The organism is Treponema sp. R8-4-B8 (assembly GCF_054786175.1).
In genome coordinates, this window is record NZ_BDHE01000486.1 from 83058 (window position 1) to 99935 (window position 16878).

Sequence of the window (16878 nt, forward strand, 5' to 3'; positions counted from 1 at the left end):
CTCCTATTTTAATTCAATCTTAAAAGGAAGCGCGGGCAAACCGTCGCTGTTAAACAATTGCCTGTCACGCGGATTATTCGCCCACGCGTACAGTATTTTTTTGGGATTTTTTATTCCTGATATATCAATGCTGATTTTGTTCGCGCTTTCAATTTTTGCCGGCAGACGGACATGGGCATCTTCGCCGATTACGCTGACATACGCGGTATTGGGATTATTTTCACATAAGGGGCAAGATTCCTTAGACGGATCAAGAGCAGTCGCGGATGAAGGCGCGTTGACTGCTTTTAATCCCGCGCCGCAATTATCAAAAAATATGTTAATCTTGCCCTGCTGGCGCTCAAAACGCGACACTGTCGGCCCAGGCGAAGTATTTTCGGCGGCGAATACCGTTTTGTCCGCCGCAAGGAAAAGGCGGTAACCTACGTCTTTTTTGTTAATGGGGTGTAAATCGTTCCATTCGCCAAGATCAAGAGCGCACGCCATACCGGTATTTGGCAGGGACATCGCGTCCGCCTGCGCTTCGCGGATTATCGCCCAACCGTGCGCTTCGTTGTTATCTGAAGATTCTTTCCAAATAGGCAGTTGGACAAAGATAAACGGCAATTTTTCATTATTGTTCTTTTTGCGCCAATCGTTAATCATCAAGGGAAAAAGTTTTTTATATTCGTTTGGATAAAAATCGTTTGATTCTCCCTGATACCAGATAACTCCTTTAACTGGAAATTTAAGAAAAGGGCAGACCATCGCGTAAAAGTTTCCCATTGGCAGACTCTGGAAGAAAAATTCTTCTGGGCGCGTTGGGGCTTTTACGCCTATCTTGTATTTCCATGTCCCGCGAAGTTCCACGGATTCGCCGTCAGTAAAAACACGGAAAGGTTTATTGATCGTCACGCCGCCGTCGCCTCTATTGCAGATAACTCTTATTACGACGCGGTTTATGCCTTTTTTAACTAATCCTTTGCATGTATATTTGCGCGGCGGATAACGGTATCCTGTGCTTCCGATTTCTACGCCGTTAATGAAAACGGTATCGCTGTCAATGATAGTTCCAAGCCAGACTTTAACTTCTTTGGCGGCAAAATCTTCCCCAACTTCAAAATCTTTCGCAAGCCATAACGCGCCGCAAAAATTTTCAAGCCCCGCTCCTGAAAAATCTCCCGGCAGGGTAATGTCGTCCCACGAAGAAATATCCGTGTCGGGATTTTTCCAATCTTTGGGAATGCCGATATCCTCATGGGCGACATTTTTTTCCCATTCAGAAATAACGGATGCAGACTTGCTGATAATTTCTTCGCGTTTTGCGTCGTCGGCGTATTGATTCCCAATGGCGATTTTTTGCGGATAGTCAGATAGGGCGTCGCGGCTCATCCATGATTCAATAGGAGTGCCGCCCCAGGCGGTATTAACTAGCCCGATAGGGACGTGGTATTTTTCGTACATATATTTTGCGAAGAACCATGGAGTCGCGGTAAAACTAGAAAGCGTTTCTTTAGACGGTTTTTGCCAACTTCCGCCTGAAATATCTTCGCGGGGAGAAGAAAAATCCCACTCCTGGGGAGTTTTAAAATGTCTGATAACGGGATACTCTTTTAATTCCCACTCTTCGCTGAAATTATCGCGAAGGCGTTCCATTGGCGTTTCCATGTTACTTTGCCCTGAGCAGAGCCATAAGTCGCCTGAATAAACTTCTTTTATCGTAACTGATTCATCATTGCTTTTTATTTGCATTTCAAAAGGGCCGCCCGCGCTGACGGGATCGAGCGTTATGAGCCATTTTCCGTCTGAGGGTTTTGCTTCGTAAGTTTTCCCTAAAAAAATAACGGTTATTTTTTTTCTGCTCCAAATAGGGAAATGGCTGTCCCGCTGTAAAACCATTCCGTCGCTAAAAAGAGGCGACATTAACAGATCTTTCACGCCAAACCTCTGTAATCGGCAAATATCACGTCGGCGTAATTGCCCGTGTTCTCCCCGCCGCCAGTGGCAAAGATTCCGGCTAATGTTCCCACAAAACCGCCCGCGTATTCCGTGCTGAGCAGGCGAGCGTCCATATCGTCTTTTAAACATTTAAGGGAGTTTTTGTCTTTGCCGTAAAAAAAAGAAAGTTTCATGTCTTTATTCACGGCGGCTAACATCATTGGCGTTTCATAATTTGGGTACTGATCAGAGGCGATTATTTCGTCTTCATTGCCGGCGGCTCTTATCAGGCGGATCATAAAAGTATCGTTAGGTGAAAGATAATTTTCCAGACGGTACTGAAAATTTTCGTTTTGCAATAAGATTAATCCCGCCGACTCATTTTCTTTTTTAGGGGTAAATTCCATTAAAACGCGGAACGACCAGTCTTTATGCCTGATTCTTCTTCCAGCGAAAGCCGGATGTTCTTTCCCGCGCATTGAAGCCGCCGTTGTAAAGAGGCGCAGCGCGTCTTTTCGTTCCGTTAAACTGAAGGCCGCGTCTTTTTTATCAACCGGCATTCTCAAGGTCAGCCAATGGAACGGAAGCGAGTCACCGTTAAAATAATCACAGGAATCAAGCAGGTCAAAATTTACGTTTTCTCCGTCAAATTCCTGCTGGGGCAATCCGTCTTCGATAAGGCCGGTAGCGGTAGCTATGAACGGCCATTCGTTTTCCCAATAAATCGGAACGATAAAAGTTTCGCGCCCAAGAGGGCATACGCCGTCAAACTGGCGGGACGCGAGTAAAACCATCCACCAGTTTCCGTCAGTATCGTCAACTAAATCGGCGTGTCCCACATTAATTATTTTTGCCCTCTTTCCAAGATGCCTGTGCGTGACGATGGGATTGCTCCTTTTGCCTTCCCACTGCCCTTTAATTTCTTTTGCCCTCGCGATGCAAACCGCGTGCTCAATACCTGTCCCGCCTTCGGCGTGCAATAAATAATACCAGCCGCCGATTTTATAGATATGCGGCCCCTCAGGCCAGATAGCGCCGTGAAGAGCGCCGCGCCATAAGCCAATGCTTGGACCGGTCAGCGGATTTTTTCCGTTGGCAAGTTTTTCCATGTCCATTTCATGAATGTAAATTTCATAGTTGCCTGAATACGCTTCGCCTTCGGGCGCGGGATGAGTGCCGATATACCAGACTTTTCCATCGTCGTCAAAAAAAATCGAAGGGTCAATTCCATCAGCGCCGGAGAGCCAGATTGGATCTGACCAGGGGCCTTTTGGGTCTTTCGCAGTAATTATAAAATTGCCGCCCGTGTTTATAAGCGTGCAAAGAATGTAAAAAACGCCGTTGTTTTCACGGATTGTCGGGGCGAAAAGACCTTGTGAAATATCATGCCCGTCAAAACATAATTGTCCCGGCCTGTCAATGGCATTGCCTATCTGTTTCCAGTTTATCAAATCTTTGCTGTTAAAAATTGGTATGCCGGGAAAATAGGCAAACGTTGAGTTGACAAGATAAAAGTCATTACCGACGCGGCAAATTGACGGGTCGGGGTAAAATCCGCTTAACACCGGATTACGATACTTAAATTCCATATATTGATTTTATCATTATTTGCGGTAATATTAAATAGAGGAAATCTCAAAAAACCTCGGTTATATTTTTAAAGGTTCCTAGTTATTATTATGGACGAAAAAGGAGAATATATGGCAAATGTTCCATTCTCGCGCGGATTTAATTTTTCCAAATGGTTTGAGGCGCGTACTTTTAAGGATATTGATTTTAAAAAGTTCAACGAACAGGATTTTATCGATGTAAAAAGTCTGGGGGCCGACGTTGTCCGCCTTCCCGTCGCTTTTCATAATTTTGTTCTTGGCGAAAAAGATCATACCCTTGAACCTGAATTATTAAAATACCTTGAGGCCGCCGCCGATTGGGCGGAAAAACATCAGATTTATCTTATTATAGACAATCATTCGTTTCATCCGATTAATCCCACGGACGATAATATTGATAAAATTCTTATACCTGTGTGGGAACAGATTGCCATGACTTTTAAAGATCGCGGTAATTTTTTATTATACGAAGTGTTAAACGAGCCTCACGGCATTGCCGATGATCGTTGGGGAGAAATTCAGCGGAATACGATAGAGGCGATAAGAAAGTTTGATAAAGAGCGGCAGATTATCGCGGGCGGCACAAATTACAATTCAATAGAAAAACTATTTCAAATTCCCATATATGCCGATAAAAATTTAATTTATACTTTTCACTTTTATGATCCTCATCTTTTTACGCATCAGGGCGCGACATGGAATAAACCGTCTCTTGACCCGCTGTCGGATCTTCCGTTTCCTTCCCCGTTAAATTTTATCCCTCAAGTCCATGAAACATTTAAAGGCACATGGGTTGAAGAATCTTTAAAAAGATACGAAAAGGATTCAAAGCTGGCTAAACTAAGCGAAACTCTTGAAAGGGCGGTTACTTTTTCTAAGGATAGAAAAGTTCCCGTTTTCTGCGGAGAGTTCGGCGTATTTATGAAACAAAGCCCCAGGGAAGATCGCGTAACGTGGTACAAATTTATCTGCGGCGAACTCACGAAGAAGAAAATCCCGTGGATATGCTGGGATTATTTTGGCGGTTTTGGAGTATTTAAAACGCAATTCAGGGGGACATTTCCCGCTGATTTGGATAAAGAAATTATTCAAGCTATGGGGTTAAAAATTTAACAAATTACCGCTTTTGCGTTGAAAGATGGCGTGAATTTTTGGATATAAAATCATTGCATTTTTTAAATATTCCGTGTATACTGGTTGCTGAGGATGTATCCGTCAATTTAAAAGGGAATTTATCCTAAAGGGAAGGTCGTATGAATGTAATCCATGTTGATAACAGCGGTTTTTTTCGCAAGGTAATGAAGTCTTTTTTGGCGGAACTGGGCGTTAATTCCGAAGATTTCAGCAAAGGCGAAGACGTATTGGACGCTGTCGGAACGCGTAAAGTATCCTGCGTTATTACTGGGTTGGAACTTCCCGATATGAAAGGCGAGGAATTAATAAGGCAGCTTAAATTTTCCGGCCATTCAATGACAATTATAGCCGTGACTGCCAGCGATAATGACGAGCGGGTACAAAAACTTGCGGACATGGGAGTTAAGGCGACTATCCAGAAAGGCGGCAACTGGAAAGAAAAACTGCGCGAATATTTTTAACGATGTTTTATCTTTTTTTATTTTAAAATAATTTTATTTAACAGGCTCTGTATCCTGAATTAATTGCTTTAAATATGGAGCGTATTTCTTATCAGATATGGCAATGTGGTTAAGAAGCCAATTTTTCAAGAAATTGGCCAATTCAATCGGCGCCGCTTCTCCATCTTCAAATAATTTTACGGACTTTTTAATCTCTACGACAAATGCTTCATGCTGTTTTTTATGTTCTGCCAATTCAGGATAGGAAACCATGCCCATATATTCTTCCTCGTCAGAGAAGTGCACTCTGGCATATTCCAAAGCTTTGCTGACAGTCCGTAAATATACAATGTCCTCTTTGAGAGCCCCCATCTTACAGGCCATGTAAAGCTCATTTACCATCTTTACAAGTTCCTTGTGCTGGTTATCAATATGCTCGAAGCCCACAGAATAAGAATCATCCCAGGAAACGAAATTTTCGTCCATCAATCCCTCCTATATGGAAATATAACAAATTATTATAAAAAGAACAAGATCAATTTAATCAAAGCATATGAAAATACAACTTAATTTCGATATTAATGACTATTACCTGTTTTTTTAACCGCGATTATTACTTTGTGATCTTTGTACCTTCGTGATCTTTGTGTGAATCTTTACATATAATTACAAAAAGTTTCGTATTTTTCTTTCGGTATGTGGTAGAATAAAATTAGGGGGATTTCTTGAAAATTAAATTAATTCTTATTTTTATGATAATTTTAGCCGCCTGTAGTAGCAATAGCAGCAGCGGCAACAATACAACTGAATCAAAACCGGTTGATTTTTCGGAAACAGGTACCGTAGAAGCGGCTGTCCGGTCGGCTCCTTTTTCTAAAGGGTTTAATTATTCAGAGTGGTTTGAATCGAATAACGCGGGAGGCATTCCTTTTACAAAGTTTACAGAACAGAACTTTATAGATATTAAAAGCCTTGGAGCGGACGTGATAAGACTGCCCATTAAAATGCACAATATGACGGGCGGAGCCCCCAATTATACCCTTGATCCGCTTTTGGTTAAGTTTTTAAAAACAGCGGTGGATTGGGCGGAGAAACACGAAATCTATATTATTATTGACAACCATTCTTTTGATCCTATACTTCCTACAAGTACGGATGTAGATAAGATTTTAATTCCCGTTTGGGAACAGATCGCGCGTCTCTTTAAAGATCGCGGCAGTTATGTGTTATATGAAATTTTAAACGAGCCTCACGGCATATCTGACGCGCGGTGGGGGGAAATTCAGGGGAAGACGATTGAAGCTATACGGCGAATTGACGGCAAGCATACTATTATTGTGGGTGGGACTGATTACAATTCGATAAAAAAACTTAATACGATTCCAAAGTATTCGGACGCGAATTTAATTTATACTTTTCATTTTTATGATCCATTTATTTTCACTCATCAGGGGGCGACATGGGGAGAGCCTTCAATGGCGGCGCTTAGAGGCGTTCCCTTTCCTTACATAAAAGAAAAAATGCCTAAGGTTCCGGCTAATTTAAGGGGAACATGGATTGAAACCGCCATCGCGAATTATTCGCGTGAATCCGCCCCCTCCGCGCTTTACGCGTCATTAAACAGGGTAATCGCTTTTTCCAATGAAAGGAATGTTCCCGTTTTCTGCGGAGAGTTTGGCGTATATATTCCTAACAGCCCAAAAGAAGATCGCGTAACATGGTATAAAATTGTTTCGGACGCCTTGGATAAAAGAAATATCTCCAGGGCAAGCTGGGATTATTTTGGAGGTTTTGGAATTTTTAATTCAAATAGGAGAAGCTTTAACCATGATCTTAATACGGAAGTGGTACGCGCTATGGGCTATAATCCTCCCGCTCAGATTGAACGCGTGGAACAGGCTTTGAATAGCGGTTTTGTCATATATGACGATTATCCTAACAATGAATACGTATCGGCAGGTTTCTGGGGAAACGGCGTGGATTTCAGCCTGTACGACGCGAATTCGGCGCAGGGGGAATTTGCAATCCGCTGGGGGAACACGTCGCAGTACGACGTGTTTTATTTTGACATTGACAATTCAATAAAGGATTTCAGTTTAATTGTTAATAACGGTTTTAATTTGGAATTTAAGGCGCGGACGCAAACTTCAGTCAATTTTGACGTGCGTTTCTTAAACAGCGAAGCCGCGATTCCGTGGCGCATACGTTATACGATAAATGAGGCGATACTTCCGCCTGATGGAAAATGGCACGTTATAAAAATCCCTCTCGCGCGAATGACTGAACACGGAGCGTGGGTTAACGCGACTCAAAAATGGCTTTCGCCGGAAGGTAAATTTTCATGGAAAGACATACAAAGACTGGAGTTTGTCAGTGAAAACGGCGCGATGAAAGGAATTTCTATTTGGTTTGACGATATAAAAATATCAAATTAAATATAAAAACTTTTAAAAACTAAAGTTAAAGCTCATGGTGGTTAGCCCATTCTATCGCGTGCTGCCTTAGTTTCTTCGTCGTATTGCAATGCAGTTTAGCTTTCATGTGTTCCTTGTGCGTGTCAATTGTTTTGGCGCTTAATTTAAGCATAGAAGCAATCTCAACCGTGCCATATCCTTTGGAAATAAGCAAAAAAACCTGTAATTCGCGGTTGGAAAGCGTCTGCATGTAAGCAGTCCAGTCCTTCTTGTCTTTGCCGGCGTTTTCTTCCAGAAAGGTAAATAACCTTTCTCTTTCATTTTCACTTAAATATATTTTATTATCCAAAACCGTATTTATGGCTTCAATGATAATGTCGGCAGATTTTGTTTTTGAAACATATCCCTGCGCTCCAAGACGAAGAATTCTTTCAGAGTAAAAACGCTCATCAAGAAAAGAAATTATTAAAATTGAAATTTCAGGATTTAAAATCTTTAATTTTTTAATTAACTCAAATCCGTTTTCATCGCCAAGGCGGATTTCCATCAGTACCAGTGTTGGTTTCTCCTTTTCAGCGATTTTGAACGCGTCTCTGTAATTTTCGGTTGTACCGATAATATTAAATTTAGAAGTTTTTTCAAGAAGAGATGTAAGTCCCATAATAAAAAGCGGATGATTATCAATAATAAGCACCTTTGTATTTCCTATTTTTGTCATAAAAAAATACTAACATATCTTTTTGATATAAACTATAGCGGTTAAATCCTATATTTTTATTATTTTTTAATTAATACCATTTAATTTAGTAATGACGTGTTTTTATGACTTTTTATTTATTATATGGTAAAGTATCTGTAAGATTTGAGGTTATATATGAATGATAATTCAACGGTTCTTTTTAGCGAGTCATGGAAATTTTTGCTTGGTGACGTTAAAAACGCCTATGCGGAGAATTTTTGTGACAGCGCATGGAAAAAGACAGATCTTCCGCATGACTGGGTTATATCACAGCCGTTTTTCCGCGGAGAGGGGGATACTAGGACAAGTCAAAATATGCAGGGATTTTTCGCGTGGGAGGGAGTTTGCTGGTACCGTAAAGAATTTACATTAAAGGATATTGAAGGAAAGGCAGTTTATATTTATTTTGGCGGCGCATACCGTAACAGCGCGATTTATTTAAATGGAAAAAAAGCGGGCGGACGTTCATCCGGCTATTCAAGTTTTGAGATTGATATTACTGATTTTGTGAAAGAGGGAAAAAACATCATCGCCGTAAGACTGGATAACGGCTGTGAAGCGCCGGACAGGTGGTATTCAGGCAGCGGGCTTTTCAGGAATGTCTATTTAAAAATTTATCCCGTTACGCACATTAAAACATGGGGCGTTCATGTTGAGCCTTTATTGTCAGCTGACAAAAAATCCGCCGAAATTGCCGTAACTGTAACAATTGTCAGCCGTGATAAAAAAGGCGGCGGCGCCGTTTGCCTGCGCCTGCTTGCCCCCGATGGAACCTGCGCCGCTGAGAGTCAAATTTCCTTTGACTGCGGCGGGAAAGAAGAAACAGAGGTGAAACAAACTTTGCGTATTCAAAACCCCGCACTGTGGTCAGCGCAAGAGCCGAATTTATACCGCGCAGTCGTTTATCTGGAGCAGGAGGGCGGGGCAGGGGAGGCAATAGAGACCGTATTCGGCGTCCGCGCTGTGGAGATTGCGTATAACATGGGAATGACGGTAAATGGAGAGAAAGTAAAATTGAAAGGAGTGTGCCTGCACCATGACGGCGGTATAACGGGTTCCGCTTATTATGACGCTGTTTGGCGGCGGCGGCTAAGTATTTTAAAAACTCTAGGCTGTAACGCGATAAGGACAAGCCACAATCCGCCAGCGGAAGAATTTTTGGATCTATGCGATGAACTTGGGTTTTATGTAATAGACGAGTGTTTTGACAAATGGAAGAGCGGCTATTACGCCACGCATTTTGACGAAGACGCCCAGCGTGACCTTACGGATTTTATTCTGCGCGACAGAAACCACCCGTGCGTCTTTATGTGGAGTATCGGCAACGAGGTGGAAAATCAGGGCGATGACGGCATGCTTGATACGCAAGAAAAATTAGCCGCCATTGTCCGCGGTCTTGATACGCGTCCTGTGACCTGCGCCCTTGCCCCGCACGCGATTCCGCGCAGTCTTGTGAACCAACCGCCGCAAGAGCTTGTAAAAATAACAAAAAAACTTGCAAGGAGCGTTGACGTATTGGGTCTTAATTACCATGAGCCGTTATACGAACATTATACAAAGTCAATTGAAAAGCCCATTGTAGGGACGGAGTGTTATGAGTATTATTCAAGCGTAGGGACTAACTATGAAGATATTTGCGATAAGAACCCGTGGCAGTTTGTTCTTGAAAATGAAAACGTAATAGGACAATTTATCTGGGCGGGAATTGATTATCTTGGCGAAAGCTCTTGGCCTTCAAAAGGCTGGCCGGGATCAATTTTGGATATTTGCGGCTTTATGAAGCCTAATGCGTTTTTCCGCAAAAGCATCTGGACGGATGAGCCCTTTGTCTATTTTGCGTTTTATGATCAATATAAAAAGCCTGACTATTCGCGGGGACGCTGGTCGTTCCCCCAGCTGACATCCCACCTTAACCATGAGCATTTTTTACGAAGTACCGTAAAGATCGCGATTTTTACAACCTGCGATGAAGTGGAACTGTGGATCAATGGTAAGAAAATGGGGCGCAGAAAGAAAATTGATTTTAAAAACGGAATTGTAGAGTGGACTTTTGAATACGCGCAAGGTAATATTGAAGTAAAGGGAATCAACAACGGCAAAGAGGCTTGCACATATATTTTAAAGACGGCGGACAAGGCGCAAAATATAAAACTTATTTCTGATAACGCTAATCTTAAAGCCGGTGAAATCGCGCATATAGAAATTAACGTTACCGATAAAAACGGCATTCTTTGCCCCAATGAAGAATTGATAGAATTTTCACTGGAAGGGGACGCGGAATTCCTTGGAGCCTGTTCCGGTGATTTGACCCAAAATTTGGGATTTACTAAAACAAAAGTTGTTACTTTTGAAGGAAGGGCGCTTGCGATGATTAAAGCGGGCGCTTCGGGAGGAAATTTATTGTTACGCGCATATGGCGAAAATCTTAAAAAAGCGTCGTTACGCTTCAAGGTAAAGTAAATTAAAAATGAAAATGACCATGCGCTGGTTCGGACCTGGTTTTGATCCCGTAACTTTGGACAAGATACGGCAGGTTCCCGGCATTAGCGGAATTATTACCACTCTGTACGGCGTTCCGCCTGGGGTGGAATGGAAAAAAGAGGAGCTTTTCGCGCTTAAAAAACAAGTTGAGGATAACGGGCTTGTTATAGCGGGAATAGAAAGCGTCAATGTTCATGACGATATTAAAACCGCCGGGAATAAGCGCGATAAATATATAGAAAAATATATTAATACTTTAAAAATAATCGCGCAGGCCGGCATAAGTCTTGTCTGTTATAACTTTATGGCCGTTTTTGACTGGACGCGTTCTGATTTGGCGAAACCCCGTCCCGACGGCGCTTTTGTAATGGCGTATCAGCAGGAATTAATTGATAAAGTCAATCCCGACAATATGTTTGACGTAATGAGCGAAAAGGCGCATGGGCATTTGCTTCCCGGTTGGGAACCTGAAAGAATGGCGAATATCCGCAAACTGTTTGAACTTTACAATAAAATTGACGAGGAAACGTTATTTGCAAATTTGGTATATTTCCTTAAAGCGATTATGCCGACTTGCGAACAGTACGGAATAAAAATGGCGATTCACCCCGATGATCCGTCATGGTCGGTATTCGGCCTGCCTCGAATAATGAAAAATAAAGATGATCTTCTGCGTCTTGTTAAAGCGGTAGACAATCCTTGCAATGGCATAACGATTTGTACCGGCAGTTTAGGAAGCAGCCCCGCCAACGACATTCCCGCAATTATACGCAGCCTGAAAGGCCGCGTGCATTTTGCCCATGTCCGCAACGTTAAACATAACGCCCCCGGCGATTTTGAAGAATCCGCCCATCTGTCACGCGACGGCTCCCTTGACATGTACGCCATTATGAAAGCGTTATACGACACTGGATTTGACGGCCCGATAAGGCCGGATCACGGAAGAACCATCTGGGGCGAAGTCTCCATGCCAGGATACGGATTATACGACCGCGCCATCGGTTTAAGTTATCTGTCTGGACTTTTAGAAGCGATTCAAAAAAATAAAAATTAATTTGCGGCAAGACGTATCCGCTCTATAGAACGCGCTTTACCGTCTTTGCCGATGTCCAAGTACACGCCTTGAAGTTCGGGGGATTCCCAGGCTTCTTTTGTCCATTCGGGGATGCCTGTCAGGTATTCTTTTATGCGCGAATTTATCTCACAGCCGCCGACGGACTGTTGGCTCCCCGTGCGGCCAGCGTCGCTTATGTATGCGGTTCCATTCGGCATGACAGTTTCATCGGCGGTTTGGACTCTGGTGTGGGAACCGATTACGGCGGAACAAAGGCCGTCGGCGGCGTAAATAAAAGTCTTTTTTTCAGCGCTTGCCTGCGCGTGAAAATCTACTATGATGTAGGGAGTTTGTTTTCTTAGACGTTCAATAACCGTGGGCAGGGCAGTGAAGGGGTTATTCGCGTGAACGCGGCCAAATCCGTTCTGGCCGATAAAAACCGCGACGGCTACTTTTTCGTTCTCCGCAGCGTAAATTTTTGATCCGATTCCGGGAGCGTCAGTACTTAAATTTTCCGGGCGCAGAACATAATGGCATTTGTCAAGATTTTCCGTCAAATCTTTTTTGTAGAAACAACAGTCTCCAAGGGTGATAACATTAGCGCCAAGTTTGTGAATGTATGCGGCGTGAGTGCGGCCAAGCCCGTTCCCTCCAGTAGCTCCGTTGGCGCAGACAATCATAAAATCCCAGGGAAAACGGGTTTTTAGTTCACATAACGTTTTTTTAAACGTATAAACGCCCGCTTTACCTACCAGTTCCGCGACATAAAGCACTTTCATTTATAATTTATATCCGACAGTTATATCTATGTTGGAAATAATCCGCTCAAATTCCGCAGCCGCGCGGTAATCGCCCAATTCCCTGCATGTGTCCCGCAAATTGATCAACGCGTCTTTATACTGCGGGAATATGCTTATCGTTTTCTCAAAGCAATTACGGGCTTCTTCAAAATTATTTATGTTAAAATATAAAACGCCAAGATTGTTCCAAACTTTTGGATCATTGTCGTTGCAGGACAACGCCGTTTTGTAGCAATTTTCGGCAAGAACAAAATCATTCAATTCGTAATAAATAAGGCCCATTGAATTCCATGCCTCGCAAATATCATTGTCGATAACCAATGAATGTTTAAAACTGTCAATCGCTTCCGCGTACTCGCCTGTTTTCTGCTGGGCTATGCCTAAATTTAGCCATAAAAGGGGATTTTCCGGCTCTAAAATTAACGCCTCGCGGAACAGGGGAATCGCCTCAAAAGGCTTATTTGCCTCTGTTAATGCGACAGCTGAATTGTTAAGATTCGCAACAGTTTCCATTATCTTAATAATAACTTAAAAATATTGAATTAACAATATATTTTTAATTTACACTCTATTATTTTTTTTTGGTATATAGTATAATCATATTCAGGAAATAAAAGTGAAAAACATTGGCGAATATAACAGCGGAATGACAGAATATGAGTTTTTCTCATTCCTTTATGACAAAATAATTACAAAGGAAATTACCGCTTTTTCCAAGTTAAGGGAACTGATCGCGCCCGCGATTAAGGATAAATGGACGCATCCTGTGATAATGAGGGCGTTTCAACTGTTAAAAGGCCTGAATTGGGGATTTTTTGCGGCTATTTCTCCAACCACCCACAAAAAACTCTGGAAAGAATTGATCATTCCGGACAGGGATTTTCCCGAAGCGGGGGATTTGAAAAAAACTCTGCAAATATCCAACCTTTATATCGCGATGCTTGATATTCACGGTTATACGAAATTCTGCATGGAATCCAGAAAAAATCTTTCTATGATGCACAATTTGGATTGGGCTATTGAAAATGAAATCAGGCGCATCTCTACCCAATGTGGCGCGATAAGCCAGAGGGAAAGGGGCGATGAAATGGTTGTCGTCGCCGCCAGCGCCAAAGACGCGGTTATGGTAACTCTGTGCATTATTGATTATTTTGGCAAGACCGATAATGTCAGAGATCCGGAAATACCCACAAAGCGTTCAAGTAACGCTGAAAACCTCCCTGTTTTTAAAATTTCCGCCGGAATTACGGGCGGAAATACGCAAAGCCCGTTGATAATTACGGAAAGAGGCAACCTTTCCGGTTTCCTTCTTAACTCAGGGGCGAGACTGCAAACTAGAGCAAACGAGCTTTCGCCCAAAGAATCGAGAATCATGATTGCCAAACAGGTAATGATGAATTATGAGAAAGAAAACGCCGCGGAACAATGTATTCTGGCGCGAAATAACGCGATTTATTTCTTTGATACCGGCCATATTGAGTTTAAAGGGGTTATGATTCCCACCTGTGAAGTTGTTTTTGACAAGAATGAGCGTTATAAGGAACAATTCGCTGAGTACATAACTAAACTTTTTTCTTCCACTCGCGAAAATTTATGGGAACAGCGCATATATCAAGATATGGTTGAACTGCTTGTAAGAGTCGCGCAAGCCATGCCTAAATTTTCCATAACGCCGCCCCAGCCGATTCGGGACATGCAGACTATAACAAATGAATCTTATGTGCATATATGCCGTCTTGGGTATAAAGCGTATTGCAGGGATGAGGATTACTATCTTGCCGTTGAATTTTTACACGACTTAATTAATATCAGCGAACAGATACCGTCGTTTGACAGGCTGATTCTTGATTATCTTAGGGGTATTACAGAAAAATATCAGCTTCTTCTTGACGCTTTTGAAAAGTACATTGATAAAGAAGTCGAAGAAAAATCCACGGCAATTTTTCATGGGGATCATTACAAAACATGGCTTGCCGCCAAGAACGGTTCGATGGTATATGAAAAATTACGCGCAATAGGCCGAAAGAGCAAGGAAATTACAAAAAAGAAAAATTTATGGTTAAATGCCCTCTCGCAGAACAAGGAAAAAATGGAGTTTACTTTGTATTCAGGGAAAAAGTAAGAATATTTAAAATTTAAAGATATGCCTATCAAGCTTAAAATTTAACTAAAAAAACAGGAAATATCTTGATTTTTTGAAGAAATTTAGATAAATTGGTTATTAAGGAAAAAGAATGTACGGATTGTTAAATTTCTGGCGGTATTATTCGCTGGGGCGCGAGCAGTATTATTTACTCATGAATAAGGAATGTAAAAATAATTTGTATAGTCTTCGCCTTGTAAATATTTTTGTTGTAGTTTTAGCCTGTATTTTCGCGTGTTATCCCATATTTATAAAAAATAATATTTATGGCGCGGGCATATATTTAATTACCGCTTTAGTCGGGCTGCTGCTTACCGCGCTTACCGGTATTTATATCAGATTAATTAACAGTCATAGAAAGGCAATTAATAAAACTTATATTTATATATTAACCGTAATTTATTATGTGAATATAATATTTTTTGGTTTATATATAAGCGTTTTGGCGGATCGGAATAATTATGCCGTGGGCTTTATGATCCTTCTTGTATGCGCCCTGATCTTATTTGTCAATTCTCCTATTTTAAATATTTGCCTTACGCTGACGGCAGCGTCAGTTTTTATAGTTTTATCAGTTTTTTTTAAACCGCCACAAATATATGTTACCGATATTTTCAACGTGATATTTTCCGTCATGGTCAGCGTATTTGCCTGCTGGCGGATTACTAAGCTGCGTTTTATGTCGGAATTAAGCATTTCTAAAATGGAAAATGAGCGAGACAAGTATTTGGAAGAAAGCACGGTGGACGAATTAACAAAACTTAGAAATCGCCGTGATTTTATGCAGACTTTTCACAGGTATCTTGTTAATTACAGGGCGGGCGATGATTTTTTATGCCTCGCCGTCGCGGATATTGATTTTTTTAAAAACTACAATGATTTTTACGGTCATCCAAAAGGCGACGACTGCCTTCGCGCCATAGGCGAAGCGTTTAACAGATTAAAAGATACAATGGGGGTCTACTGCGCCAGAGTCGGCGGTGAAGAATTTGCCCTGCTTTGGTTTGAAAAAGAAGACGTTACTCATGTAAATGCCGTCATATCGCGCGTTACTAAATTAATACAATTGTTGAAAATCCCTCATGAAAAATCAAGCGTTTCCAAATATGTGACAATGAGCCTTGGAGTATATGTGGAAAAATGCGGCGCTTCAACCGATACGGAAGAAATGTACGCTCTGGCGGATAAAGCGTTGTATTCCGCCAAGGAGAACGGGCGAAATTGTACTATAGTTAAAGGAAGAACAATTAAAGAATACCGTTTAGACCCTGAAAAAAATCAATAAGCGGCAAAAGGAATTATTTCCGTTATCTGCACTCTGAATCTGGCGAAGACTGCCCAACGCCCGCCGTCAATGTAATAACGCGGGAAAGCGGCCAGGCTGATAAATCCATTCGCATGTTTTGGCCGATTTCTTTCGCTTCCGCGTAAGGCGGCACGTAACGCCGCTCTCGCCGAATCCTCAAGGGCAAGTTTTTTTACGGCGATCCAGCCGGGATACTCTTTAAAGGAAGTAGGGGCGTAACCTGTAGCCTGCATGTTTCTTATCATTCCCGTGCGCCACACATGAATCTTTTTTTGTCCCGCGTCGGTCAAATGGTAATCCGTCCATACCCTAAGCCGCATATCTTTGATTTCGGTATCTGTAACTACAAGCGATGGATCGCCGAATTTAATTTCTCCCGCAGGTTCCAATTCAAGGAGTTCGTCAATTTTTCTTGCCCGTTCTCCTATTTCATAACTAAACGTCCACCCGTGGATCATCGCCGAATAAAACAGGGCAGCCTCTTCAAGCGCGCGTCTGCTTGCCGAAGGAATGGTTAGCGGGTATTCTTCGTCTACGTGGCCGGCGTATATTTGCTCTAAATCTACATATACTTCGCCGCGTAAAACAAGCGGATGCTGCCCAAATTCGGTACCCTGCGCGTAAACAGCGTAAAAAACAGAGAAAAATAGGCAAAAAGACAACATTCCTTTACGGAGCATACTAATTTATCGGAAATTTAACGCTTTAAATATAATCAAAAGACTTCACATAAAAGAAGAGAAAATCACAAAGAAGAGGGAAGAAGGGGTTTATGTCCGCTATCTTATCGTGAGGTCCACGCTTTGTTTCTAAAGGGTGCCGTTTTTGCCTCGGTAAAAG

General features: G+C 42.0%; 14 protein-coding genes. 7 read left to right on the forward strand and 7 right to left on the reverse strand.

The window, feature by feature from the left end:
* Nucleotides 1-3: 3 nt before the first annotated feature.
* A complete protein-coding gene (locus tag ACYVRA_RS12900; protein WP_461253124.1) occupies nt 4-1917 on the reverse strand; it encodes a sialate O-acetylesterase in 1914 nt (637 codons plus the stop codon).
* Nucleotides 1914-3506, reverse strand: a complete 1593-nt coding sequence (locus tag ACYVRA_RS12905) for a glycoside hydrolase family 43 protein (RefSeq protein ID WP_461253125.1) — start codon at nt 3504-3506, stop codon at nt 1914-1916. Before ACYVRA_RS12905 ends, ACYVRA_RS12900 begins: the two co-directional genes overlap by 4 nt.
* 111 nt (nt 3507-3617) lie before the next feature.
* On the opposite strand from ACYVRA_RS12905, the gene ACYVRA_RS12910 reads away from it, so the two are divergent.
* Both ACYVRA_RS12910 and ACYVRA_RS12915 read left to right on the forward strand, forming a co-directional pair.
* Nucleotides 3618-4640: a glycoside hydrolase family 5 protein gene (locus ACYVRA_RS12910; RefSeq protein WP_461253126.1), complete on the forward strand. Its 1023-nt coding sequence runs from the start codon at nt 3618-3620 to the stop codon at nt 4638-4640.
* 140 nt (nt 4641-4780) lie between these two features.
* Nucleotides 4781-5122 carry a response regulator gene (locus ACYVRA_RS12915; RefSeq protein ID WP_461253127.1) on the forward strand — a complete coding sequence of 114 codons (342 nt, stop codon included), beginning with the start codon at nt 4781-4783 and terminating at the stop codon, nt 5120-5122.
* A gap of 33 nt (nt 5123-5155) precedes the next feature.
* Here ACYVRA_RS12915 and ACYVRA_RS12920 read toward each other — a convergent pair whose 3' ends face one another.
* On the reverse strand, nt 5156-5587 hold the full coding sequence (locus ACYVRA_RS12920; RefSeq protein ID WP_461253128.1) for a bacteriohemerythrin: 432 nt from the start codon (nt 5585-5587) through the stop codon (nt 5156-5158).
* Nucleotides 5588-5826: 239 nt separating this feature from the next.
* Between ACYVRA_RS12920 and ACYVRA_RS12925 the strand changes: the two genes are divergently transcribed.
* Nucleotides 5827-7536, forward strand: a complete 1710-nt coding sequence (locus tag ACYVRA_RS12925) for a glycoside hydrolase family 5 protein (protein ID WP_461253129.1) — start codon at nt 5827-5829, stop codon at nt 7534-7536.
* Between the two features lie 25 nt (nt 7537-7561).
* Here the strand turns inward: ACYVRA_RS12925 and ACYVRA_RS12930 are convergent, their stop codons facing one another.
* Entirely contained in the window at nt 7562-8233 is a 672-nt protein-coding gene (locus ACYVRA_RS12930; protein WP_461253130.1) for a response regulator, read from the reverse strand.
* 156 nt (nt 8234-8389) lie between these two features.
* Here ACYVRA_RS12930 and ACYVRA_RS12935 point away from each other — a divergent pair, with 156 nt between their 5' ends.
* Both ACYVRA_RS12935 and uxuA read left to right on the forward strand, forming a co-directional pair.
* Complete coding sequence (locus ACYVRA_RS12935) at nt 8390-10714, forward strand: glycoside hydrolase family 2 TIM barrel-domain containing protein (RefSeq protein WP_461253131.1); 2325 nt, start codon at nt 8390-8392, stop codon at nt 10712-10714.
* Between the two features lie 7 nt (nt 10715-10721).
* Complete coding sequence (gene uxuA, locus ACYVRA_RS12940; protein ID WP_461253132.1) at nt 10722-11789, forward strand: mannonate dehydratase; 1068 nt, start codon at nt 10722-10724, stop codon at nt 11787-11789.
* Here the strand turns inward: uxuA and ACYVRA_RS12945 are convergent.
* Both ACYVRA_RS12945 and ACYVRA_RS12950 read right to left on the reverse strand, forming a co-directional pair.
* Nucleotides 11786-12568 carry a TIGR00282 family metallophosphoesterase gene (locus tag ACYVRA_RS12945; RefSeq protein WP_461253133.1) on the reverse strand — a complete coding sequence of 261 codons (783 nt, stop codon included), beginning with the start codon at nt 12566-12568 and terminating at the stop codon, nt 11786-11788. The two genes, uxuA and ACYVRA_RS12945, sit on opposite strands and share 4 nt — an antisense overlap.
* On the reverse strand, nt 12569-13102 hold the full coding sequence (locus ACYVRA_RS12950; protein WP_461253134.1) for a tetratricopeptide repeat protein: 534 nt from the start codon (nt 13100-13102) through the stop codon (nt 12569-12571).
* A gap of 103 nt (nt 13103-13205) precedes the next feature.
* Here ACYVRA_RS12950 and ACYVRA_RS12955 point away from each other — a divergent pair, with 103 nt between their 5' ends.
* Nucleotides 13206-14711 (forward strand): hypothetical protein, encoded by a 1506-nt coding sequence (locus ACYVRA_RS12955; protein WP_461253135.1) that lies wholly within the window; start codon nt 13206-13208, stop codon nt 14709-14711.
* 112 nt (nt 14712-14823) lie between these two features.
* Nucleotides 14824-16017 (forward strand): GGDEF domain-containing protein, encoded by a 1194-nt coding sequence (locus ACYVRA_RS12960; RefSeq protein ID WP_461253136.1) that lies wholly within the window; start codon nt 14824-14826, stop codon nt 16015-16017.
* Here the strand turns inward: ACYVRA_RS12960 and ACYVRA_RS12965 are convergent.
* A complete protein-coding gene (locus tag ACYVRA_RS12965; protein ID WP_461253137.1) occupies nt 16011-16718 on the reverse strand; it encodes a hypothetical protein in 708 nt (235 codons plus the stop codon). The genes ACYVRA_RS12960 and ACYVRA_RS12965 overlap by 7 nt on opposite strands.
* Nucleotides 16719-16878 lie beyond the last annotated feature (160 nt).